This window comes from Pseudoalteromonas sp. AOP31-A2-14 (genome assembly GCF_052378035.1).
Lineage (GTDB): Bacteria > Pseudomonadota > Gammaproteobacteria > Enterobacterales > Alteromonadaceae > Pseudoalteromonas.
In genome coordinates this window covers 1,622,025-1,642,565 of sequence record NZ_JBQSXI010000001.1, presented here as the reverse complement: position 1 = coordinate 1,642,565, position 20,541 = coordinate 1,622,025, and the positions used below count along the sequence as shown (strand labels likewise).

Sequence of the window (20,541 nt, the reverse complement as noted above, 5' to 3'; positions counted from 1 at the left end):
ATCCTACTTCTGCCAGTTAGGGGCACGTTTCTCAAAAAAGGCACTAAGGCCTTCTTGACCTTCATCGGAAACACGAATATTTGCAATTCGCTCAGCAGTTAAATTAATAATCTGGCCGTTTATTTCATGCCCTGCAACGTCATTTATAAGCTGTTTAGCGGCTTTAACAGCCAATGGACCATTGTCTAATAGTGTTTCTAATATCTTTTGGACCGCACAGTCTAAATCGCCTGTTATTTGATGAATAAGCCCTAAGCTTTTAGCCGTGTGCGCATCAAATACTTCTGCGGTTAAAAAATAACGGCGTGCGGTGCGCTCCCCAATTGCTTTAATAACGTAAGGGCTTATAACAGCTGGAATAAGGCCAAGCCTAACTTCACTTAAACAAAATTGCGCATCGTCTTTACAAAGAGCAATATCACAACAGGCAATTAAACCCAGCGCACCACCAAAAGCAGCGCCTTGAACTGCGCAAATCGTTGGGTGTGGGCAGGTAGCTAAGACATGCATTAATTTAGCGAGTTGTTTAGAGTCAGCCAAATTTTCGCTAAAGTCGTTTTCAGCCATAGACTTCATCCAATTCAAATCCGCACCAGCTGAAAAATGTTTACCTTCGGTTTTTAATACTAAAGCACGAATATTAAGCGTGTTTGCATGCTCAATACATTGAATTAGCTCGTGAATGACTTGTTCGTTAAAGGCATTTCGTTTTTCAGGGCGGCTTAATAGGAGTACAGCCACATTTGATTTAGTTATTTGTAGTGTTACTGACATGCTGCGCTCCTTTACATTCTAAATACGCCAAACTGAGAATCACGTTTAGGTGCATTTTTAGCAGCGCTAAGCGCAAGCCCCAATACATTGCGTGTATCAGCTGGGTCGATAATACCGTCATCCCACAAGCGGGCACTGGCATAATAGGGGTGGCCTTGTTTCTCGTACTGATCAACAATCGGCTTTTTAAATTCACTAATTTGTTCTTCAGTCATGTTTTCGCCTTTACGGACTAAACCATCTTGCTTTACCTGTGCCATAACGCCGGCGGCTTGTTCACCACCCATCACAGAAATACGGGCATTTGGCCACATCCACATCATAGTGGGTTCAAATGCACGGCCGCACATACCATAGTTGCCAGCGCCATAAGAACCACCAATCAATATGGTGAATTTTGGCACGTCAGCACATGAAACCGCTGTTACCATTTTTGCGCCGTGTTTAGCAATGCCTTCGGCTTCGTATTTTTTACCTACCATAAACCCGGTAATATTTTGCAAAAATACCAGTGGAATATTTCGTTGAGCGCATAGTTGAATAAAGTGAGCACCTTTTTGTGCAGACTCACTAAATAAGATGCCATTGTTAGCGACAATACCGACAGGGTGGCCATATATTTTTGCAAAACCTGTGACTAAGGTATCGCCAAAATAGCGTTTGAATTCATCAAATGACGAATCATCAACAGTACGGGCTATAACTTCGCGCACATCAAATGGCTTTTTAAGGTCTGTGCCAACAACACCGTAAAGTTCGTTAATATCGTAACGTGGTGGTTTTACGTCCTCAGCAAGTAATGGTGCAGTAGGGCGTTGATAATTAATGCGTTCAATACATTGGCGAGCAATAGAAAGCGCATGCTCGTCATTTTCAGCGTAATGATCGGCAACGCCTGATGTTTTACAGTGAACGTCGGCGCCGCCTAGTTCTTCGGCAGTTACTTCTTCACCAGTCGCGGCTTTTACAAGCGGCGGACCTGCTAAAAATATAGTGCCTTGATCTTTTACTATAATGCTTTCATCTGCCATGGCAGGTACGTACGCACCGCCTGCAGTACACAAACCCATTACCACCGCTATTTGTGGAATGCCTTTACCTGACATACGTGCTTGGTTATAAAAAATTCGTCCAAAATGCAGCTTGTCAGGGAATACGTCGTCTTGCTCAGGTAAGTTTGCACCGCCCGAATCGACTAAATAAATACAGGGTAAGTGACAGCGCTCGGCTATATCTTGTGCGCGTAAATGCTTTTTAACGGTGAGCGGAAAATAAGTACCGCCTTTTACGGTGGCATCATTTGCCACAATCATGCATTCAACGCCTTTAACACGGCCAATACCGGCAACAACACCGGCACATGGAATCGCTTGTTCATAAACGCCAAATGCAGCAAATTGTGAAATCTCTAGAAAAGGAGATCCTTCATCTAATAGTGTTTCAACACGGTCGCGTACAAATAACTTACCGCGATCTTGATGACGCTCAATAAGTGCAGCTCCACCGCCTTGGCTAATTTGATTTACTTGCGTTTGTAAGTCATCGACCAAAGCTGACATGTTTTGATGATTTTTTACAAACTGTGGGTCGTGTGGGTTAACACTCGATTTTAAAATCGTCATAGCGTTTTATCCTATCGGCTTTCAGTGAACAGTTCGCGACCAATTAACATGCGGCGAATTTCTGAAGTGCCCGCACCAATTTCATAAAGCTTTGCGTCACGTAGTAATCGACCCGTTGCGTACTCGTTTATATAACCATTACCGCCTAAAATTTGAATCGCATCAAGAGCCATTTTAGTAGCAAGTTCAGCAGCATATAAAATAGCGCCTGCTGAATCCTTTCGGGTGGTTTCACCACGATCACATGAACGTGCTACAGTATAAACATACGAACGAGCCGCGTTCATTTGTGTATACATATCGGCTATCTTGCCTTGAATAAGTTGGAACTGGCCGATAGGGGTGTCAAACTGTTTACGCTCGTGTACATAAGGTACAACAATATCCATACACGCTTGCATAATGCCAAGTGGGCCTGCCGCGAGAACTACGCGTTCATAATCTAGGCCACTCATTAATACTTTAACGCCTTCGTTTAAGTTACCTAAAATGTTCTCTTTTGGTATTTGGCAGTTTTCAAATACGAGCTCACAGGTATTTGAGCCACGCATACCTAATTTGTCGAGCTTTTGGGCTGTTGAAAACCCAGGAGTGTCAGCTTCAACAATAAAGGCAGTAATCCCTTTAGCGCCGGCGTTTAAATCAGTTTTTGCGTAAATAACAAAGGTGTGTGCATCAGGACCGTTAGTGATCCACATTTTATTACCGTTAAGTACGTAATTATCGCCTTTTTTCTCGGCTTTAAGTTTCATTGAAACTACATCAGAGCCTGCATTAGGTTCGCTCATAGCTAATGCACCAATATGCTCACCGCTAATTAACTTAGGTAAGAATTTTTCTTTTTGTGCTTGATTACCGTTACGGTTAATTTGGTTAACACATAAATTTGAATGCGCGCCATAGCTTAAACCAATAGAGGCACTTGCGCGGCTTACCTCTTCCATTGCAATTACATGTTCAAGGTAACCTAAGCCTGCGCCACCAAACTCTTCAGAGACAGTCATTCCTAATAAGCCCATTTCACCTAGTTGTGGCCATAACTGATTTGGAAACTCGTTGTCTATATCAGTTTTTTCAGCCAGTGGCGCGATTTCTTGACTGGCAAAACTATTAACATGATCGCGGATCATATCAGCGGTTTCACCAAGGCCAAAATTCATTTCTTTATAAAGGGAAATAGTGCTCATAAATAAGTTCCTGTGAGAGTCTGTGACGATTAGTAATAGGTTAGTCGTCTAAGTTGTTGAGGGTTTCACGACAACGACGTTCTGCTGTAACCAATTCCATTAAAACAACTTTAATGTCATCCATCTGTTGGCTTAAATCAGCTTTTTTATCTGCAATTAAATCAAGCATAGTCACTAATTGCTTGGCACTTGATTTATCTGCATCATAAAGTTCAAACAAGCGACCTGTTTCAGCCAGTGTAAAACCTAAACGCTTGCCGCGTAAAATAAGCTTTAAGCGTACTTTGTCACGTTTTGAATAAATGCGGGTTTGGCCGTTACGATCAGGTGAGATCAAGCCTTGGTCTTCATAAAAGCGAATTGAGCGGGTTGTAATATCAAATTCTTTAGCTAATTCACTAATACTAAACGTTTGTTCGTGGCTTGCAGGCTCTGCCGCAGAGCTTTCAAAATTTGTTTGATTGTCTTGTTTCATGTTGTGTTCCCTCATTCTAATAGTCCCAATATAAGTGAAGTTTACGTAAAGGTAAAGGGGTATCTCTAGCTTATACTTTAGACTTATAAAAAATGGAAGTGCCTAAGCTACTTTATATGTTATATGACCCTTTGCAGGGTGTTTTTTGTTACTGTAAACACAAAAAACAAAAAACTTTACAGTTTAATTTACCGCAAAAACGTTAATTTTAGATTTACGTTGGCGTAAACGTAAATCTTATGTATGCTTTTATACAAAGAATTAAATTAGTTTATTAATTCATTGATAAATGATAACCAAAAACATGGAGCCAATTATGACTACCGATGCCATTGTTATTGTAGCAGCAAAACGCACCCCAATGGGGGGCTTTATGGGCGCACTAAGTGGAGCTGATGCCACTGAACTTGGCGCTACTGTAATTAAAAGTACCCTAGCTGACGCGGGTTTAAATACCGAATCGATTGATGAAGTAATTATGGGTTGTGTACTGCCCGCAGGCCTTGGCCAAGCACCTGCGCGCCAAGCAATGCTTAAAGCAGGTCTAAAACAAGGTACGGGGGCAACGACCATTAATAAAGTATGTGGTTCAGGTTTAAAGGCCGCTATGTTGGCTCATGATTTAATCAAAGCAGGCTCTATTAATAGCGCAATTGCTGGCGGTATGGAAAGTATGAGTAACGCGCCTTACTTTATTCCTAAGGCGCGTGGCGGAATGCGTATGGGCCACGGTGAAATTAAAGATCATATGATGAGCGATGGCCTTGAAGATGCTTACGATAACAAAGCAATGGGCTGTTTTGCACAAGACACTGCCGATCAATACGGTATTAGTCGTAAACAAATGGATGATTTTGCGGTTGGCTCGTTAACTAAAGCTAATACAGCGATAGAAAGTGGGGCTTTTAGTAACGAAGTGGCGCCGCATACAATTTCTACCCATAAAGGTGATGTAACCGTGAGCTTTGACGAGCAACCAGGCAATGCACGCCCTGATAAAATTCCAAACTTGCGCGCTGCATTTAAAAAAGATGGCACTATAACCGCGGCAAATTCTTCGTCAATTTCAGACGGCGCAGCTGCACTGGTATTAATGCGCGAATTAGACGCTAAAGCACAAAATTTAACCCCCTTATGTAAAATTGTTGCACACACTACGCATTCTCAAGCGCCAAGTGAATTTACTGTAGCTCCTGTGGGCGCTATGAAGTCACTACTTGAAAAAGCGGGTTGGAGCGTCGATGACGTTGACCTTTGGGAAATTAATGAAGCATTTGCAATGGTAACTATGCTTGCAATTAATGAGCTAAAACTTGATGAAAACAAAGTAAATGTTAATGGCGGCGCTTGTGCATTAGGTCACCCAATTGGTGCCAGTGGTGCACGAATTTTAGTTACCTTAGTTCATGCTCTTAAAAATAAAGGTCTTAAAAAAGGAGTTGCTTCACTGTGTATCGGTGGTGGCGAAGCCGTGGCAATGGCAGTTGAAGCCTATTAATACATTTTTAATCTCTCACAGCCGCAGTGCCTTTTAATAATAACTAGCTGCGGTTTCACTATTTACCCTCAGACGAGGAGTGCATTATGCACCAAGTACCATTACTCATAAACGGCGAATTTACCCAATCAAGTTCAAAAGAATTAATTGACGTGATCAACCCTGCTAATCAAGAGGTACTAGCAAAAGTACCTTGTGCTACAGACGCTGAAATGGATGCAGCTATTAGCTCTGGCGCTGAAACCTTTAAAGCATGGAAAGAAGTGCCTATTTCAGAGCGTGCCCGCATAATGATGAAGTACGCAGCGCTTTTAAAAGAGCATCACGACGAGCTCGCAACCATTATTTGCCACGAACTAGGTAAAACGTTTGAAGATGCAAAAGGTGATGTCTGGCGTGGTATTGAAGTTGTTGAGCAAGCGGCTAATGCCCCTTCATTAATGATGGGCGAGACGATGGAAAACGTGGCACGTAAAATAGATACTGTATCTTATATGCAACCATTGGGTGTTTGTGCTGGTGTAACGCCGTTTAACTTTCCTGCGATGATCCCACTTTGGATGTTTCCTTTAGCCATTGTGTGCGGTAATACCTTTATTTTAAAACCTTCTGAACAAGATCCATTAACGCCAATGCGCTTAGCTGAACTATTTGTTGAAGCAGGCGCGCCAAAGGGCGTATTACAAGTTGTACATGGTACTAAGCCGCAAGTTGACCGTTTATTAGAAGATCCAATTGTGCGTGCTATTTCGTTTGTAGGCTCCTGTGGTGTAGGTGAATATATTTACTCAAAAGGCACTGCTAATTTAAAGCGTGTACAAGCATGTGTGGGTGCTAAAAACCACATGGTAATTATGCCAGACTCAAGTAAATCGCATGTGGTTAACAACCTTGTCGGTGCTTCAGTAGGGGCGGCAGGTCAACGTTGTATGGGTATTTCAGTTGGAGTATTTGTAGGCCAAGCAAAAGACTGGGTTGATGATATTAAAGCCGGTTTTGAAAACGTTCGTCCTGGAGTTTGGGATGATAAAGACGCCGCATACGGCCCTCAAACATCAAAAGCGGCAAAAAAGCGTATTTTATCGCTTATTGCTGGCGGTAAAAAACAAGGTGCAACGTGTTTGATTGATGGCTCAGATTACATGGTAGAAGGTTACGAGCAAGGTAACTGGGTAGGTCCAACGTTGTTTAGCGATGTCACCACCGAAATGGACTTATACAAAGAAGAAATCTTTGGCCCAGTACTCGCCTGTATGTTTGTTGATACCCTTGAAGAGGCGATAACACTTATTAATGCGTCACCATACGGTAATGGTACGTCGTTGTTTACCTCAAACGGTGCAGCAGCGCGTAAATTCCAACATGAAATAGAGGTAGGACAAGTAGGAATTAACGTACCAATTCCTGTGCCGCTGCCGTTCTTCTCGTTTACAGGTTGGAAAGGCTCATTTTATGGCGACCAGCATACTTACGGCAAACAAGGCATTCGCTTTTACACCGAGACAAAAACGGTTACCTCTCGTTGGTTTGAAGATGATATTGCCTCAGGCCCAAATATGAGTATTAACCTTAAATAATCAACTTAAAACAATAAAAAAGATGAACGCTAAGTTATTAACGTTCATCACTATTTTGACAACACACAATTTAAAATAAGAGGTCTATCATGGACTTTAATTTAACCGAAGATCAACAAGCCTTTGCCGATACGGCTCGCCAGTTTGCACAAACTGAGCTTGCGCCACATGCAGCTAAATGGGACCGCGAACATATTTTTCCAAAAGACACTATCAAAGCCGCAGGTGAACTTGGTTTTTGTGGACTTTACAGCCCAGAAGAAGCGGGCGGTTTAGGTCTTTCTCGTCTTGATTCGAGCATTATTTTCGAACAATTAGCTATGGGCTGCACAGCTACTACTGCGATGTTAACTATCCATAATATGGCAACCTGGATGATCACAAGCTTTGGCACAGAGCAAGTGAAATCAGCGTACTGCGAGCAATTAGTAATGGGCAAGTTACTAGCATCATATTGTTTAACCGAGCCTGGCTCAGGATCAGATGCTGCGTCACTTAAAACCAAAGCTGTACGCGAAGGTGATGAGTATGTAATAAGTGGCTCAAAAATGTTTATCTCTGGTGCAGGAGAAACAGAGGTGCTTGTTGTTATGGCGCGTACTGGCGGCGAAGGTGCTGCAGGTATTTCAGCATTTTTAGTACCTGCTGATGCAAGTGGTGTTGAATACGGTAAAGCCGAAGAAAAAATGGGCTGGAACGCTCAACCGACTCGTTTAATTAGTTTTGAAGAAGTACGTATTCCTGCGCATAACTTATTAGGCAGCGAAGGCGAAGGCTTTAAATTTGCTATGCAAGGTTTAGATGGTGGGCGAATTAATATCGCGACCTGTTCACTAGGTACAGCGCAAGCAGCCTTAAATACAGCCCGTGAATACTTAAAAGAACGTCATCAATTTGGTAAGCCTTTGGCTGCATTTCAGGCATTGCAATTTAAACTGGCTGATATGAACACTGAACTAGTTGCAGCACGCCAAATGGTGAGATTAGCTGCCTTTAAGCTTGATACCGGCGATAGTGAAAAAACAACTTATTGCGCCATGGCAAAACGCTTTGCTACCGATGTTGGCTTTAAAGTATGTGATGATGCGCTGCAAATTCACGGCGGCTACGGTTATATCAAAGAATACCCGCTTGAGCGTCATGTGCGTGATGTACGTGTTCACCAAATACTAGAAGGAACGAACGAAATTATGCGTGTGATCATTGCGCGTTGTATTTTAGCCGAATCTGCCAGCGATATTTTATAAGGAGACTATGATGTCAAACCCAAGTATAGATTTAACTATTGAAGGTCATGTTGCCATATTGACCATGAATAATCCGCCAGCAAATACATGGACTGAAGACACCTTAACCACTTTAAAAAATACAGTTTATGAATTGAACGATAATAAAAATATATATTCATTGGTATTAACTGGTGAAGGTGAAAAATTTTTTAGTGCCGGTGCAGATTTAAATATGTTTGCCGAAGGCGATAAAGGCGTTGCTGCTACTATGTCAAAAGTGTTTGGTGATGCATTTGAAGCACTGAGCAATTTTCGTGGAGTTTCAATCGCGGCAATTAATGGTTATGCCATGGGAGGGGGTCTTGAAGTTGCGCTTGCTTGCGATATTCGAATTGCAGAAGAGCAAACTCAAATGGCACTGCCTGAGGCTAAAGTGGGCTTGTTACCGTGCGCCGGTGGTACACAAAACCTTGCTTGGCTTGTCGGCGAAGGCTGGGCAAAACGAATGATTTTATGCGGCGAGCGTCTAAAAGCAGATAAAGCCTTACAAATAGGCCTTGTCGAAGAAGTTGTTGCTAAAGGTGAAAGCTTTACAAGCGCCTTAAAACTTGCCAACCAAGTGGCTGAGCAAAGTCCTGTTGCAGTAAGTGCTTGTAAAACGCTAATACAAAAAGGGCGTACTCAACCAATGGCCAATGTATTACCACTTGAACGTGAGTTATTTATTGGCTTGTTTGATAGCGAAGATCAGCGCGAAGGCGTGAATGCCTTTTTAGATAAACGCAAAGCAAACTGGGTAAACGGATAATGGTTGATTTAACACTATTAAATGAGGCTGATGCACCTGTGATGTTTGAAACTGCAAGTGCAGATAATGGCAGCTTAATTGGTATTGCGACTTTAAATTCGCCTAAAGCACTTAACGCTCTTAATTTTGACATGATCAAGTTATTAGAACCCCAATTGCGATTGTGGGCAGATGATGATGCTATTGCGATGGTCATTTTAAAGGGCGCAGGTGATAAAGCCTTTTGTGCAGGCGGGGATGTTGTAAGCTTGCATGGGGTTATGAAAACCAAGCAACCCGAAAACTATATTCAAGATTACTTTGCTTGTGAGTATCGCTTAGATTACTTAATTCATTGCTATGACAAGCCCATATTACTATGGGGTAATGGCATTGTAATGGGGGGCGGCTTAGGTTTAATGGCAGGTGCTAGCCACCGCGTGGTAACCGAAACTTCGCGTATTGCTATGCCTGAGCAAACTATAGGATTGTATCCGGATGTTGGTGGCAGTTATTTTTTACATAAAATGCCTGAACAAGTCGGTTTATTTTTAGGGCTAACATCTGCTTCAATGAATTGCGACGATGCATTGTTCGTGAAGCTTGCCGATCACTATGCAAGCAGCGACAAGTACGAGAGTATTTTAAGCGCGATAGTTAGTGAAAAGTGGAGTAAAACTTCATCACTTAACCATGACAAACTTACCAAGTTACTTATTCAAATAGAAAGTTTATCAGGTCGTATGCCAAAGGGGAATGTAAAAGCTAATTTAGCCACAATTCAAAAGCTGGGCAAATTTAATGATTTACAAAGTAAAGTTGATTACATCCACGGTCTTGAAACGGATGATAAGTGGCTATTACGAGCACAAAAAGCATTAGCGCATGGTTGTCCATTAAGCTCTGCATTGGTTGAGCAACAGCTTAAAAACTCTCAACATAAAACGCTTATAGAGTGTTTTAAAATGGAGCTAGGTATTTCAGTTCGTTGTGCTGAAGTGGGTGAATTTCAAGAAGGTGTACGTGCTTTGTTAGTTGATAAAGACGGAAAACCTAACTGGCAGTTTAAGTCGATTAATGAAATTGATGAAGCACTGTTAGCTAGCTTTTTCACACCACGATGGGATGAACAAGCTCACCCACTTAAACTGTTAACTCAAGGATAATATAATGGCTAAATTAACGATTGGTTTTATCGGCTTAGGTAATATGGGCGGCCCAATGGCAGCTAATCTAATTAAAGCAGGCCACACTGTAAGAGTCTTTGACTTAAATGAGATGGCTGTGACCGACCTTGAAAAGCAAGGCGCAATAGCGGCAAAAAGCGCCAGTGAATGTGCAAAAGGTGCTGAGCTACTAATTAGTATGCTACCTGCGAGTAAGCATGTTAAATCACTTTATTTAGGCGAAGCTGGGCTTATCCATGCACTTGCTGAAAACACTTTAGTAGTAGATTGTTCAACTATTGATGCAGAATCGGCACGCCATGTCGGCAGTGAACTTGGCGCTAAGGGCATTAGCTTTGTGGATGCACCAGTATCAGGAGGAGTTTCAGGTGCAACCGCAGGTACGCTTACCTTTATTGTCGGTGGTGAACAAAGTGATTTTGCCAAAGCAAAATCGGCTCTTGATGATATGGGGAAAAATATTTTCCATGCCGGGCAAGTGGGGGCAGGACAAGTCGCTAAAATTTGCAATAACATGCTGCTGAGTATTTTAATGGCGGGTACCAGCGAAGCTCTACAAATGGGTATTAATAATGGTTTAGATGTCAAAGTGCTTAGCGATATTATGGCCGCAAGTTCTGGGCGAAATTGGACACTTGAACTTTATAACCCATGCCCTGGTGTGATGGAAAATAGCCCCGCAAGTAATGATTATAAACCGGGCTTTATGGTCGACTTAATGGCTAAAGATTTAGGCCTTGCGATGGAGTCAGCCCAGCAAAGTAACTCGGTTACGCCAATGGGTGCTATGGCTAAGAACTTATACACTATGCTACAACACAAAGGCGCAGGAAGTGATGACTTTAGCGCCATATTTAAATTATTTTCAAAGTAGGAGTGTGTTGTGGATATTAAAAACAACAACATTGTAATTACTGGTGGCGCACAAGGACTAGGCTTGGCAATGGCTGAAAAATTTGCAGTTATGGGCGCTAATATCGCCCTTATTGATATGCAGCAATCAATACTTGACGACGCTGTTGCTATGCTAAGTGTTCACACGGCTAAACACAGCACAACCGTTAAAGCGTACGCTGCTGATGTGACTGACGAAGACGAAATGGTCAATACTTTTAATACCATTAACGCCGATTTTGGTTACATCGGGGTGCTTATTAATAATGCGGGTATTCTACGAGATGGCATGTTTATTAAAGCCAAAGAGGGAAAAGTTGTAGATAAAATGTCATTGTCACAATTTCAATCAGTGATTGATGTTAATCTCACTGGGGTATTTTTAGCAGGACGTGAAGCTGCAAGTCATATGATTGAGTCAGGCAAAGGCGGCGTAATTGTCAATATGTCGAGTGTTGCCCGTGCGGGTAATATTGGGCAAACTAACTACGCGGCATCCAAAGCCGGTGTGGTGTCAATGACTACAGGGTGGGCTAAAGAACTTGGCCGGTTTGGCATTCGTGTTGGTGCGATTGCCCCTGGTGTTATACGCACCAAGATGACCGATGCCATGAAGCCAGAAGCAAAGCAACGTATGCTTGCAGTAACACCGGTTGGGCGCTTTGGCGAAGCAGATGAAATTGCTCAAACAGCGAAATATATTGTTGAAAACGACTTTTTCTCTGGTCGTGTAATTGAAATAGACGGCGGTATTCGTTTGTAAAACAATTCATGAAGTAAATCAATGATTAGTTTAACTAAAAAGGCATAACTTTAATTGAGTTATGCCTTTTGTACTACGTTTATAAAGTTAAATTATGTTTACTAACATCTTATATTCTAATTTGTTAGAATTAGCTGGTTATTATTGTTGATCTTTAATGTGCAAACTTATTCACTTTTATTCGTAAATAGTTTTCAGCACCTTTGTTTATTACTTTAGAGTTACTACGCGGTTGGGTATAATTTTTTACTTAACTAAAAAGAATGGTGAAACACGCTTTTGGTAAAAATTAATTGCTAATTTAATAAATTAATAGCGCGGGTACAGAAACAGCTTATTTTTGATAAAACTAAAGTTTTACATTTTAAACAACAGGCTTAAAGCTTGTAATTAACGATTATAAAATCAATAATTGAAAGCTACCCAGATGAGTAGCTGCTTTACTTTAAACTGAGTTTGTGTAGTGAACCCCAAAGAAATCCGCAATTTTTATATCAATGAAGAGCAATCGGTTTATTTGCTCTCCCATCATGATGCGAAAAAACATCGCCAATGGTTAAATATCTGTATTAAACAGCTTACTAACCTTGGTTATAGTGACGTTGAAATGATCGGCTCTGGGGCATTTGGTTTCGTGTTCGCAGGAATTGATGACGAAGGAAAACCGTGGGTTTTTAAATTTTCCCGAATAACACTTGCGCAAAGTGTACGAGATAGGCTTGAGGATGAAGCCTATATGCTCTCACAAGTGAATAACCCTTTAGTACCCGAGTTTTATGCTTTTGAGCGTATAAAAAAGCAGGGCATTCTGATGATGGAGCGCGCTCTTGGGGAGGATCTGGAAAAAATATCCCTAAAGCAAGGGCGTTTTAACGCAGCACAAATAATGGCGCTGGCTTTAAAGTTGCGCAATGTACTGCTTGATTTACGTAATCATAAAAATGGCATCACCCCCCAGCCTATAGTCCATGGTGATATCAAGCCTTCGAATATCGTTTATGACGAAACGTACCATAAGCTATCACTGGTTGACTGGGGGAGCTCTGTGTATGCCCAAGTAGATAGTGATGGAAACCCTATAGCTAGCAACTTTATGGATTTAATGTCTGCAGATTTAAGTACAACAAATGCACGAATGGGTGATGTGTACTTTATCGGTGAAGCTCAAATGTCGGGGGAAAAATCTTCCCCGCGTTTTGATGAGCAAGGAGTAGCAGCTACACTATATGCACTCGCTTCAGCGCAATCATGTCGGTTTGGTGCAAGTGTGATCCCGGCAACCAGTTTATACCTACCGCAAGAGCTTGCTAAAGTTATTGACGGCATGCTGGCAAAAGATAAAGCCACGCGTGATGACGCTGGTAATTATTTTATGCGAAATATGCCAAGCATTGCTAAAGCATATTTACCTGAATTACAACGCCAAGCTGTGCGAGCGATCATTCCTTTTTGGTATAGTGAAACAGACGATTTGCCTGATACTGTCGTTTATAGCTCACGAAAACAGTTTTTACGCCAAGCTGATCATGAACATCACTTACTTGACGTAAACGATGCCCAATTAGATAGGTATTATAAAGAGTTTTTATTTGATACCGGTGATACAGAAAAAGCCTTTCTAGCTTCAATAAGTCGCTTAGCAAAATATCCTGTAGTAGGGGGCCTAAGCTTTCATTGGAAACAAGACTCATTATTCGTTGAATCATCTTTAATTATGCACGATGAAAATCTTGATTTAGCATTTACTGATGCAATAAATAACACTGTAATGCTGGCGCAAGGGATAAGCCAAAAAGGCTTATTTAAATGTTGTTTATTTGATGCCCGTAGAACTATTCAATTAGAGCGTGATGGCACTGGGGCTTTTAAGTTTGACCAGTTACCCGAATTAAATTATGAAGTAATGGATGTTACTGCGGCTGATGTAACAAGACCACACTCTTATTTTGAAGACGGTAAAGATCCTGATGAGCAATTACAACTTCCTAAAAAAGTAATCCGCTGTGTCTTTGAACTTAATCAAATTCATCATACCGGATGTATTATCTTTGAAGCCTTGCCAGATAGGATGAAAATACACCATTACTACCGATTACTTGATGCAAGTAAAGAGGGGGAATTTAAGCGCTTGCTTGATAAGTTAATGCAATATGCCGTGAGTATAACCGATGTTGGCGTAGCAGGTTTTATGAAGCTACCTTATAAAAATACCCGAGAATTTAATTTATGTGTAAAGCAAAACGATCATTTTTATCCAAAAAACCCCAGAGAGATTAATGGCTAAATCAACACCGATAATCAACATGCAAAGCTATGGTATTTATACACATTGGGACGAGAAGTCTAAGGCCTTACCGCAGATTGAAGCTTTTACAACCAAGGTAAATGCGCAGCTTGATATTGAATTTGGTTTTATTATTAATATTAAAAAAGCAAAGGGTGAAAAACTACATTACTGCATTTATCATCCAGATATACCGGATAAAGACGGTGAAGTAATGCCACCTTTTAATGGTGTTGAGTATGTAAAAGATAATAATTGGGACTTTTATCTAGGTGATACTTTATGGGCACCGATAGAAAATAAAGTAGGTGATTGGCGAATGACACTTGAATTAAATGGTAAAATCATTGCTGAGAAAACATTTAAAGTTAAACTTTCCTAGAGCTGCAACAAAAATGCCTTATGAAGAGCAATAGAGTATAAATAATGATTAGCGGGGCGTTTAGAACCCCGCATAAACGCGCTTAGTTACCCCAAGGGTTGCTAGCATTAGAGCGTTGTTTGCGTGTACGCGCACGATCTTTCGCTTCTTTTTTAGCTTGAATTCGTTTTGCATCACTAAAGCTTAGTTCACAAGGCTCACCGGGTTTGTGATCTTCTGGTATAACACGATCGCGGGGTGGTAATTGGTATTGCACATCATCAGGTTTGGGTAGATTTTTTAAGCGATATAAATAAAAATTTTCAACCTTGTCTTGCGCCCATTGTGTTTTACGTAAAAATTTAACTGTCGACTTTAAATCAGGGTTAGTCTTAAAACAATTAAGTTGCATATAAGCATAAAGCAACTCCCAGCTGTATTGGTCAACAAGCTCGGACACTACCTGTTCAAGCTTTACACCTTGTAGTGGATTATTTCCAAAAATTTTTTCGTTACTCATTGCTTCACCCTGATTACTTTAAACAAGCGCAAGTATAAATTGCTTTAGCCCTGTTTAATAGGTTTAAGTTAAATAGGGCTATATTTTCTTGAACCAAACAATTAGCTCAACATGTTTAAATGCTATTCATTGCACTTAACTACAACGCGACCTCGCAAAGTGCCGGCGAGCAAGTATTGGGCATGTTCGATACTTTGCTCAAGGCTAATTTCTTTACTTATGGTATCGAGATAATCGCTGTCGACAAGTTGTGCCAAACGCTGCCATGCTTCAATGCGGTCATGTTTTGGACGCATTACACTATCAATACCTATTAAGGATATACCACGTAAGATAAAAGGCGCTACGGAAGCTGGGAAGTCCATTCCTTGTGCTAAGCCACAAGCTGTAACAACACCGCCATATTTTAATGAGGCGCATACATTCGCTAAAGTATGACTACCTACTGAGTCTATTGCGCCAATGAAACGTTCTTTAGCAAGTGGTTTACCGGGCACGGAAAAGTCCTCTCTTGATAGAACATCACTTGCGCCAAGCTGTTTTAAATAGCCTTTCTCTTTTAATCTGCCTGTTACTGCGATTACGCGATAGCCTAATTTATTAAGTAGATATATTGCAAAACTACCAACGCCACCACTAGCGCCTGTGACTAATATATCACCAGAGTCAGGTTTTATTCCTTGTTTTTCAAGGGCAATAATACTTAACATAGCGGTGTATCCAGCTGTACCAATTTGCATTGCATGTTTTGGAGTTAATTGTTCTGGTAAAGGGATCAACCAATCGCTCTTTAAGCTCGCTTTTTGTGCAAGTCCGCCCCAATATTTTTCTCCAACAGAAAAACCATTTAGTAACACGTACTGGTTAACAGAAAACTCAGAACTATCAGAGTGAGTCACTTTACCGACTAAATCAATCCCTGGAATCATGGGGAAGCTACGAACAACAGGTCCTTTTCCAGTTATTGCCAGTGCATCTTTATAATTAAGAGAGCTGTAAAGTACATCAACATCAACATCATTACTTGGCATATCAGTAGTGGAAACATCACAATACGAAGCCGAGTAGGGGGTATTTTCATCTTTGTTGACCATGATTGCTTTAGTTACATTCTTCATATCGCACCTTTTAGACCGATCGTCTTTAAATTGATAAATAAAAAAGCACTACCTAAGCAGCGCACGTAAAAACATTTCTGTGTACAAAATAAGTGGAGAAGCGTTATTCAATAGCTTAGCCCGCATAACTGCACCTTCCCAACCGAGCCAAAAGAACTCACTCATTTTTTGAGTATCAACATCATCAGCAATTGCTTTTTGTTGTTTAGCTAACTGAAGGCAATGATTAACTTCAAGTTGCCATAAGCTATAGCTTTTTAATAACCGGGTTTTAAATTCACTGCTTAAGTGATTCAGCTCTTGATTTAAATTACCCACTAAACAACCACGTTTGAAGTTGTATTTCTTCATGCCAGCGCTTGCACTTTGGGTAAAGTTAATAATGCGCTCCAAGGGAGGGATATTATCTTGTTTGAGATAACGACTTAGCTTGGCTATAAAGTAATCGTCGTATGCGTCAATTACAGCTAAGCCAAAAGCTTCTTTGTTTTTAAAATAATGATAAAAAGAGCCTTTTGGAACACCGACTTTCTTAAGAACAGTATCTATACCTGTAGCACTAAAACCAAACTCAGTGAATGTTTCAACTCCCGTCTGAATCAGCAGTGCGCGGGTATCACTATTACTGCGAGCAACCTTTGGTGGCCTGCCTCTGCGTGGTGTTATATCAGGTACTGTAGTCATTGCCTTAACCATTAAGTTTAAAAACACATTGTTATATTAGACCGATCGTATTTTATTGCAAGTTGTTTTTTAACCAGCCTTTTAACTCAATACAAATAAATTCAAAAAGTCAGAAGCTTAGATTAAATGTGTAATGAAATTGTCATTGTTGCGATTTTTATAGGAACTCTTGCTAAAGCCTTAGGTCATAAATGTTGCAGTTAAATGCAATTTTTAGATTATTAAATCGTATTTATTTTGAACGTTTTTGGTCATCACCTTTTTAAGGTATGACCACTTTACTTTTTTTAATGTTAATTCATTTTTGCATCAGCAACTTAGTTAAAGTCAATTTTTTTAATTGCTTTTGTGGTTTGAAATTAACACTTTTATTTACTATTCATTAGATGTAGATGTGATTTGCACTACAAATATACAATAAAAGGTGAGGATTTACCTATGAAGAGACAGAAGAGAGATCGTTTAGAAAGAGCTCACTCTCAAGGCTTTAAAGCAGGTTTAGCAGGACGTTCTAAAGAACATTGTCCGTATCAACAAGTGGATCCGAAGTCAGAATGGTTAGGTGGGTGGCGAGAGGCCATTGATAACCGAAACTTATACAAAATATAATGGTTATAACCCTTCTTATTTAAGCAAAAACGCCCCAACGATAATGTTGGGGCGTTTTTGTTATGCGTTTATATATTAAAACGCGCTGGTATCTTGAAACAGACCGACTTTTAAATCTTTTGCTTCATAAATTACTCGGCCATCGACTTCGACTATACCATCAGCCATTCCCATGAATAACTTACGCTTGATTACACGCTTCATTTCAAGACGGTAAGTTACTTTTTTAGCCGTAGGTAGAATTTGGCCTGTGAATTTTACTTCACCCACACCTAGTGCACGTCCAAGACCAGGACCACCAGACCAACCTAAGAAAAAGCCGACTAATTGCCACATAGCATCAAGCCCTAAGCAACCAGGCATTACCGGGTCACCTCTAAAGTGGCAATCAAAAAACCATAAGTCTGGATTAATATCTAGCTCTGCAACAATTTGACCTTTACCGTATTCACCACCATCATCAGTGATTGAAACGATACGGTCCATCATTAGCATGTTGTCAATTGGTAAACGGCAGTTGCCTTCACCAAACATTTCACCTTGACCACATAGGATCAAATCTTCTTTTGTATAACTATTTTTAGGTTCCATAACACTTTTCATCGCTTAGAAATTGCCTAGTACTTTAGCGTACACTTGTACGCTAAACAACTCGGAGCAGTTAAAAAAATAGACATTTCGCCTGAAAAATCACCAGTTAACTTTGTAAGTTAACTATAAAGTGATTTGCACGCGCTTTTTTGTTTAAAAATCATTATAATTACCGTGAATTTTAACCAGTTTAAAGGAAGTTTATGATCCTTTTTGTTAACGCACTTACTGTTATCGATTTTTCCTACTTATGTTCAAAGCGAGGCGCTGTTGGCGAGAGCTGGATTGTTGACTTAACATTGCATGGCAAATTAAATGATGAATCAATGCTACTAGATTTTGGGCTTGTTAAAAAGCAAATAAAGGGCATTATTGATGAGTGTATTGATCATAAGTTGGCTATTCCAAATACCTTTGATGGTGAGGTAGTTAAGCACGCAGATCATACTACTGTTGATTGTCATTTTGGTAAGCACCATTTAGCGATGAGTGCACCTAATCAAGCGTATTGTTTTATTGATGCGCCACAGGTTGATGAAGCTGCAGTTATTGATTTTCTAATTGCTACAATTACCCCTCAATTGCCAGATAATATTGATAAAATAGAAATTGAAGTAAAGCCTGAACATAGTAAAAGCTTTTTTTATCATTATAGTCATGGCTTGAAAAAACACGATGGTAATTGTCAGCGCATTATACATGGACATCGCTCACAAATTGGTATTAGCTTAAATGGTATGTCAATGCCAAGGCTACAAAAAGAGTGGGCCGATAAGTGGCAAGATATATACTTAGCTACAGCTGAAGACCAAATTCAAGCCTCTAAGCTAAAACACATTACTGCAAATAATAATGATGTATGTTTTGCCTATACAGCACAGCAAGGTTATTTTGAGATGGCTATAAGTGAAGCTCGCTGTGATATTTTACCTTGTGATACAACGGTAGAATGTATTGCTAATTATTTGGCAGGACAAGTGAAACAAGATAATCCTGAGTGCGAAGTGAAAATCACCGCTTATGAAGGTGTCGCTAAAGGATCTATTTGCTATGCATAAATTGATTTCAGCAACAATTTTAGCTGCACTTAGTTTTTCTAGCCAAAGCGTTGAGCTTAAGGGCAATTTAACCCAAGGCGGTTTAGTTGTCGGCTCAGTTGATGGTGACTCTTCAGTGTCACTTAACGATGAACCACTAAAAGTATCTAAAGCTGGGCAATTTGTATTTGGTTTTGGTCGTGATGCAAAGTTAACTCATACCTTAAGCTGGGTTGATAAAAACGGTAAATCTCAGCAAAAAGAATTAACTATTACAAAGCGTGAATACGATATTGATAAAATAACCGGTGTGGCTAAAAAATATGTATCTCCACCTAAAGAAGTCAGCGAACGGATCACCCGTGATGCCATTGCGGTAAAAAAAGCACGTCAAGTTGACTCTGACCTTACTTACTTTTTAGACCCTGTTTATAAGCCTGCAAAAGGGCGCATCTCAGGTGTTTATGGTAGCCAGCGTTATTTTAATGGTAAGCCTCGTCGTCCGCACTTTGGTTTAGACATAGCTAATAAAACAGGCAGCCCCGTTTATGCCCCCGTTAGTGGTAATGTAGTATTTGCGGATAATGACTTATATTATTCTGGCGGTACATTAATTTTAGATCATGGTCATGGTGTTACCTCAACCTATATTCATTTGAGTAAATTGAATGTAAAGGTAGGGGAGATGGTTACACATGGTGATAAAATTGCAGAAATTGGGGCTACTGGCCGAGTAACTGGCCCGCACCTTGATTGGCGCTTTAACTGGAAGAACGAACGTTTAGATCCAGGTCTAATGATGATCGATACCCTAGCAAAAACGAAAAGTAGAGATAATGACAACAGATAAAACCCGTGATGAAATCATCACTGAACGAATAAAAAAATCCACAACCTCAGTTACAAAAACTGTATTTCCCGGACGTACAAATCACCATAACACTTTATTTGGCGGAGATGCATTAGCCTGGATGGATGAGGTTGCTTTTATTGCTGCGACTCGTTTTTGTCGTAAGCCTTTAGTGACTATTTCATCAGACAGAGTCGACTTTAAAGAAGCAATCCCAGTAGGTACATTTGCTGAGCTTGTTTCTAAGGTTGTATATGTCGGTAATACAAGTTTAAAAGTTGATGTTGAAATTTTCTTAGAAGCAATGCACAGAGATGACCAACATTCAGCTATAACTGGAAGCTTTACGTTTGTTGCAGTTGATGACAACCACAGACCTACACCCGTTGTGTGCGATAAAATGAAGAATGGTTTTGAAGATTAATTGTTAGTATAAATAAAATGGGTAAATTAATAAGCACTCGATTGTGCTTATTAACTTCACATAAAGAACA

21 protein-coding genes are annotated in these 20,541 nt (G+C 40.3%); 13 read left to right on the top strand and 8 right to left on the bottom strand.

The annotated features are described in order from the left end of the window. Positions 1-3: 3 nt before the first annotated feature. Genes ACT3S9_RS07625 through ACT3S9_RS07610 form a run of 4 tightly spaced genes read right to left on the bottom strand, consistent with a single transcriptional unit; the run spans position 4 to position 4,058 of the window. Entirely contained in the window at positions 4-774 is a 771-nt protein-coding gene (locus ACT3S9_RS07625; RefSeq protein WP_444750869.1) for an enoyl-CoA hydratase/isomerase family protein, read from the bottom strand. An 11-nt stretch (positions 775-785) separates the two neighbouring features. Then, entirely contained in the window at positions 786-2,396 is a 1,611-nt protein-coding gene (locus ACT3S9_RS07620; protein WP_444750868.1) for a carboxyl transferase domain-containing protein, read from the bottom strand. An 11-nt stretch (positions 2,397-2,407) separates the two neighbouring features. After that, positions 2,408-3,583, bottom strand: a complete 1,176-nt coding sequence (locus ACT3S9_RS07615; RefSeq protein WP_441834771.1) for an isovaleryl-CoA dehydrogenase — start codon at positions 3,581-3,583, stop codon at positions 2,408-2,410. A 40-nt stretch (positions 3,584-3,623) separates the two neighbouring features. Next, positions 3,624-4,058, bottom strand: coding sequence for a MerR family transcriptional regulator (locus tag ACT3S9_RS07610; protein ID WP_444750867.1), 435 nt, complete (start codon positions 4,056-4,058; stop codon positions 3,624-3,626). A gap of 316 nt (positions 4,059-4,374) precedes the next feature. Between ACT3S9_RS07610 and ACT3S9_RS07605 the strand changes: the two genes are divergently transcribed. The 9 genes from ACT3S9_RS07605 to ACT3S9_RS07565 all read left to right on the top strand — a co-directional run bounded on the left by ACT3S9_RS07605 (position 4,375) and on the right by ACT3S9_RS07565 (position 14,659). After that, positions 4,375-5,556 (top strand): acetyl-CoA C-acyltransferase, encoded by a 1,182-nt coding sequence (locus tag ACT3S9_RS07605; RefSeq protein WP_444751107.1) that lies wholly within the window; start codon positions 4,375-4,377, stop codon positions 5,554-5,556. A gap of 86 nt (positions 5,557-5,642) precedes the next feature. Then, positions 5,643-7,133, top strand: a complete 1,491-nt coding sequence (locus ACT3S9_RS07600; protein ID WP_444750866.1) for a CoA-acylating methylmalonate-semialdehyde dehydrogenase — start codon at positions 5,643-5,645, stop codon at positions 7,131-7,133. Positions 7,134-7,222: 89 nt separating this feature from the next. Next, a complete protein-coding gene (locus ACT3S9_RS07595) occupies positions 7,223-8,380 on the top strand; it encodes an acyl-CoA dehydrogenase family protein (protein ID WP_441834767.1) in 1,158 nt (385 codons plus the stop codon). Between the two features lie 10 nt (positions 8,381-8,390). Continuing rightward, positions 8,391-9,170, top strand: a complete 780-nt coding sequence (locus ACT3S9_RS07590) for an enoyl-CoA hydratase (protein WP_441834780.1) — start codon at positions 8,391-8,393, stop codon at positions 9,168-9,170. After that, positions 9,170-10,315, top strand: a complete 1,146-nt coding sequence (locus ACT3S9_RS07585; protein WP_441834766.1) for an enoyl-CoA hydratase/isomerase family protein — start codon at positions 9,170-9,172, stop codon at positions 10,313-10,315. Before ACT3S9_RS07590 ends, ACT3S9_RS07585 begins: the two co-directional genes overlap by 1 nt. Before the next feature lie 4 nt (positions 10,316-10,319). Then, entirely contained in the window at positions 10,320-11,210 is an 891-nt protein-coding gene (mmsB, locus tag ACT3S9_RS07580; protein WP_441834765.1) for a 3-hydroxyisobutyrate dehydrogenase, read from the top strand. Between the two features lie 9 nt (positions 11,211-11,219). After that, a complete protein-coding gene (locus ACT3S9_RS07575; protein ID WP_441834764.1) occupies positions 11,220-11,993 on the top strand; it encodes an SDR family oxidoreductase in 774 nt (257 codons plus the stop codon). A gap of 463 nt (positions 11,994-12,456) precedes the next feature. After that, positions 12,457-14,277 carry a protein kinase domain-containing protein gene (locus ACT3S9_RS07570; protein WP_441834763.1) on the top strand — a complete coding sequence of 607 codons (1,821 nt, stop codon included), beginning with the start codon at positions 12,457-12,459 and terminating at the stop codon, positions 14,275-14,277. After that, positions 14,270-14,659, top strand: a complete 390-nt coding sequence (locus tag ACT3S9_RS07565) for a DUF3859 domain-containing protein (RefSeq protein ID WP_441834762.1) — start codon at positions 14,270-14,272, stop codon at positions 14,657-14,659. Before ACT3S9_RS07570 ends, ACT3S9_RS07565 begins: the two co-directional genes overlap by 8 nt. Before the next feature lie 82 nt (positions 14,660-14,741). On the opposite strand, the gene ACT3S9_RS07560 is transcribed toward ACT3S9_RS07565, so the two are convergent. From ACT3S9_RS07560 to acuR, 3 genes are all read right to left on the bottom strand, one after another. Then, positions 14,742-15,158, bottom strand: coding sequence for a VF530 family DNA-binding protein (locus tag ACT3S9_RS07560; protein ID WP_441834761.1), 417 nt, complete (start codon positions 15,156-15,158; stop codon positions 14,742-14,744). A gap of 122 nt (positions 15,159-15,280) precedes the next feature. Then, positions 15,281-16,276 (bottom strand): acrylyl-CoA reductase (NADPH), encoded by a 996-nt coding sequence (gene acuI / locus ACT3S9_RS07555; RefSeq protein WP_441834760.1) that lies wholly within the window; start codon positions 16,274-16,276, stop codon positions 15,281-15,283. A 48-nt stretch (positions 16,277-16,324) separates the two neighbouring features. Next, positions 16,325-16,960, bottom strand: a complete 636-nt coding sequence (gene acuR, locus ACT3S9_RS07550; protein ID WP_441834759.1) for an acrylate utilization transcriptional regulator AcuR — start codon at positions 16,958-16,960, stop codon at positions 16,325-16,327. Positions 16,961-17,398: 438 nt separating this feature from the next. Here acuR and rmf point away from each other — a divergent pair, with 438 nt between their 5' ends. After that, the gene (rmf, locus tag ACT3S9_RS07545; RefSeq protein ID WP_441834758.1) at positions 17,399-17,569 is read left to right on the top strand and encodes a ribosome modulation factor; all 171 of its coding nucleotides are present in this window, start codon (positions 17,399-17,401) and stop codon (positions 17,567-17,569) included. Between the two features lie 75 nt (positions 17,570-17,644). Here rmf and fabA read toward each other — a convergent pair whose 3' ends face one another. Next, complete coding sequence (fabA, locus tag ACT3S9_RS07540) at positions 17,645-18,160, bottom strand: bifunctional 3-hydroxydecanoyl-ACP dehydratase/trans-2-decenoyl-ACP isomerase (RefSeq protein ID WP_441834779.1); 516 nt, start codon at positions 18,158-18,160, stop codon at positions 17,645-17,647. 203 nt (positions 18,161-18,363) lie between these two features. On the opposite strand from fabA, the gene ACT3S9_RS07535 reads away from it, so the two are divergent. From ACT3S9_RS07535 to ACT3S9_RS07525, 3 genes are read left to right on the top strand one after another with little or no spacing between them, the layout of a single operon-like run. Next, entirely contained in the window at positions 18,364-19,218 is an 855-nt protein-coding gene (locus ACT3S9_RS07535; RefSeq protein WP_441834757.1) for a 6-carboxytetrahydropterin synthase, read from the top strand. Next, on the top strand, positions 19,211-20,047 hold the full coding sequence (locus ACT3S9_RS07530; protein ID WP_441834756.1) for a M23 family metallopeptidase: 837 nt from the start codon (positions 19,211-19,213) through the stop codon (positions 20,045-20,047). Before ACT3S9_RS07535 ends, ACT3S9_RS07530 begins: the two co-directional genes overlap by 8 nt. Then, positions 20,034-20,471, top strand: coding sequence for an acyl-CoA thioesterase (locus ACT3S9_RS07525; RefSeq protein WP_441834755.1), 438 nt, complete (start codon positions 20,034-20,036; stop codon positions 20,469-20,471). The genes ACT3S9_RS07530 and ACT3S9_RS07525 overlap by 14 nt, the downstream gene beginning before the upstream one ends. The last annotated feature ends 70 nt before the right edge of the window (positions 20,472-20,541 follow it).

What these genes read in the sequence shown, in the direction of transcription:
- ACT3S9_RS07625 (WP_444750869.1), bottom strand. Translation starts at nt 774, where the DNA reads ATGTCAGTAACACTACAAATAACTAAATCAAATGTGGCTGTACTCCTA.
- ACT3S9_RS07620 (WP_444750868.1), bottom strand. Translation starts at nt 2,396, where the DNA reads ATGACGATTTTAAAATCGAGTGTTAACCCACACGACCCACAGTTTGTA.
- ACT3S9_RS07615 (WP_441834771.1), bottom strand. Translation starts at nt 3,583, where the DNA reads ATGAGCACTATTTCCCTTTATAAAGAAATGAATTTTGGCCTTGGTGAA.
- ACT3S9_RS07610 (WP_444750867.1), bottom strand. Translation starts at nt 4,058, where the DNA reads ATGAAACAAGACAATCAAACAAATTTTGAAAGCTCTGCGGCAGAGCCT.
- ACT3S9_RS07605 (WP_444751107.1), top strand. Translation starts at nt 4,375, where the DNA reads ATGACTACCGATGCCATTGTTATTGTAGCAGCAAAACGCACCCCAATG.
- ACT3S9_RS07600 (WP_444750866.1), top strand. Translation starts at nt 5,643, where the DNA reads ATGCACCAAGTACCATTACTCATAAACGGCGAATTTACCCAATCAAGT.
- ACT3S9_RS07595 (WP_441834767.1), top strand. Translation starts at nt 7,223, where the DNA reads ATGGACTTTAATTTAACCGAAGATCAACAAGCCTTTGCCGATACGGCT.
- ACT3S9_RS07590 (WP_441834780.1), top strand. Translation starts at nt 8,391, where the DNA reads ATGTCAAACCCAAGTATAGATTTAACTATTGAAGGTCATGTTGCCATA.
- ACT3S9_RS07585 (WP_441834766.1), top strand. Translation starts at nt 9,170, where the DNA reads ATGGTTGATTTAACACTATTAAATGAGGCTGATGCACCTGTGATGTTT.
- mmsB (WP_441834765.1), top strand. Translation starts at nt 10,320, where the DNA reads ATGGCTAAATTAACGATTGGTTTTATCGGCTTAGGTAATATGGGCGGC.
- ACT3S9_RS07565 (WP_441834762.1), top strand. Translation starts at nt 14,270, where the DNA reads ATGGCTAAATCAACACCGATAATCAACATGCAAAGCTATGGTATTTAT.
- ACT3S9_RS07560 (WP_441834761.1), bottom strand. Translation starts at nt 15,158, where the DNA reads ATGAGTAACGAAAAAATTTTTGGAAATAATCCACTACAAGGTGTAAAG.
- acuI (WP_441834760.1), bottom strand. Translation starts at nt 16,276, where the DNA reads ATGAAGAATGTAACTAAAGCAATCATGGTCAACAAAGATGAAAATACC.
- acuR (WP_441834759.1), bottom strand. Translation starts at nt 16,960, where the DNA reads ATGACTACAGTACCTGATATAACACCACGCAGAGGCAGGCCACCAAAG.
- rmf (WP_441834758.1), top strand. Translation starts at nt 17,399, where the DNA reads ATGAAGAGACAGAAGAGAGATCGTTTAGAAAGAGCTCACTCTCAAGGC.
- fabA (WP_441834779.1), bottom strand. Translation starts at nt 18,160, where the DNA reads ATGGAACCTAAAAATAGTTATACAAAAGAAGATTTGATCCTATGTGGT.
- ACT3S9_RS07535 (WP_441834757.1), top strand. Translation starts at nt 18,364, where the DNA reads ATGATCCTTTTTGTTAACGCACTTACTGTTATCGATTTTTCCTACTTA.
- ACT3S9_RS07530 (WP_441834756.1), top strand. Translation starts at nt 19,211, where the DNA reads ATGCATAAATTGATTTCAGCAACAATTTTAGCTGCACTTAGTTTTTCT.
- ACT3S9_RS07525 (WP_441834755.1), top strand. Translation starts at nt 20,034, where the DNA reads ATGACAACAGATAAAACCCGTGATGAAATCATCACTGAACGAATAAAA.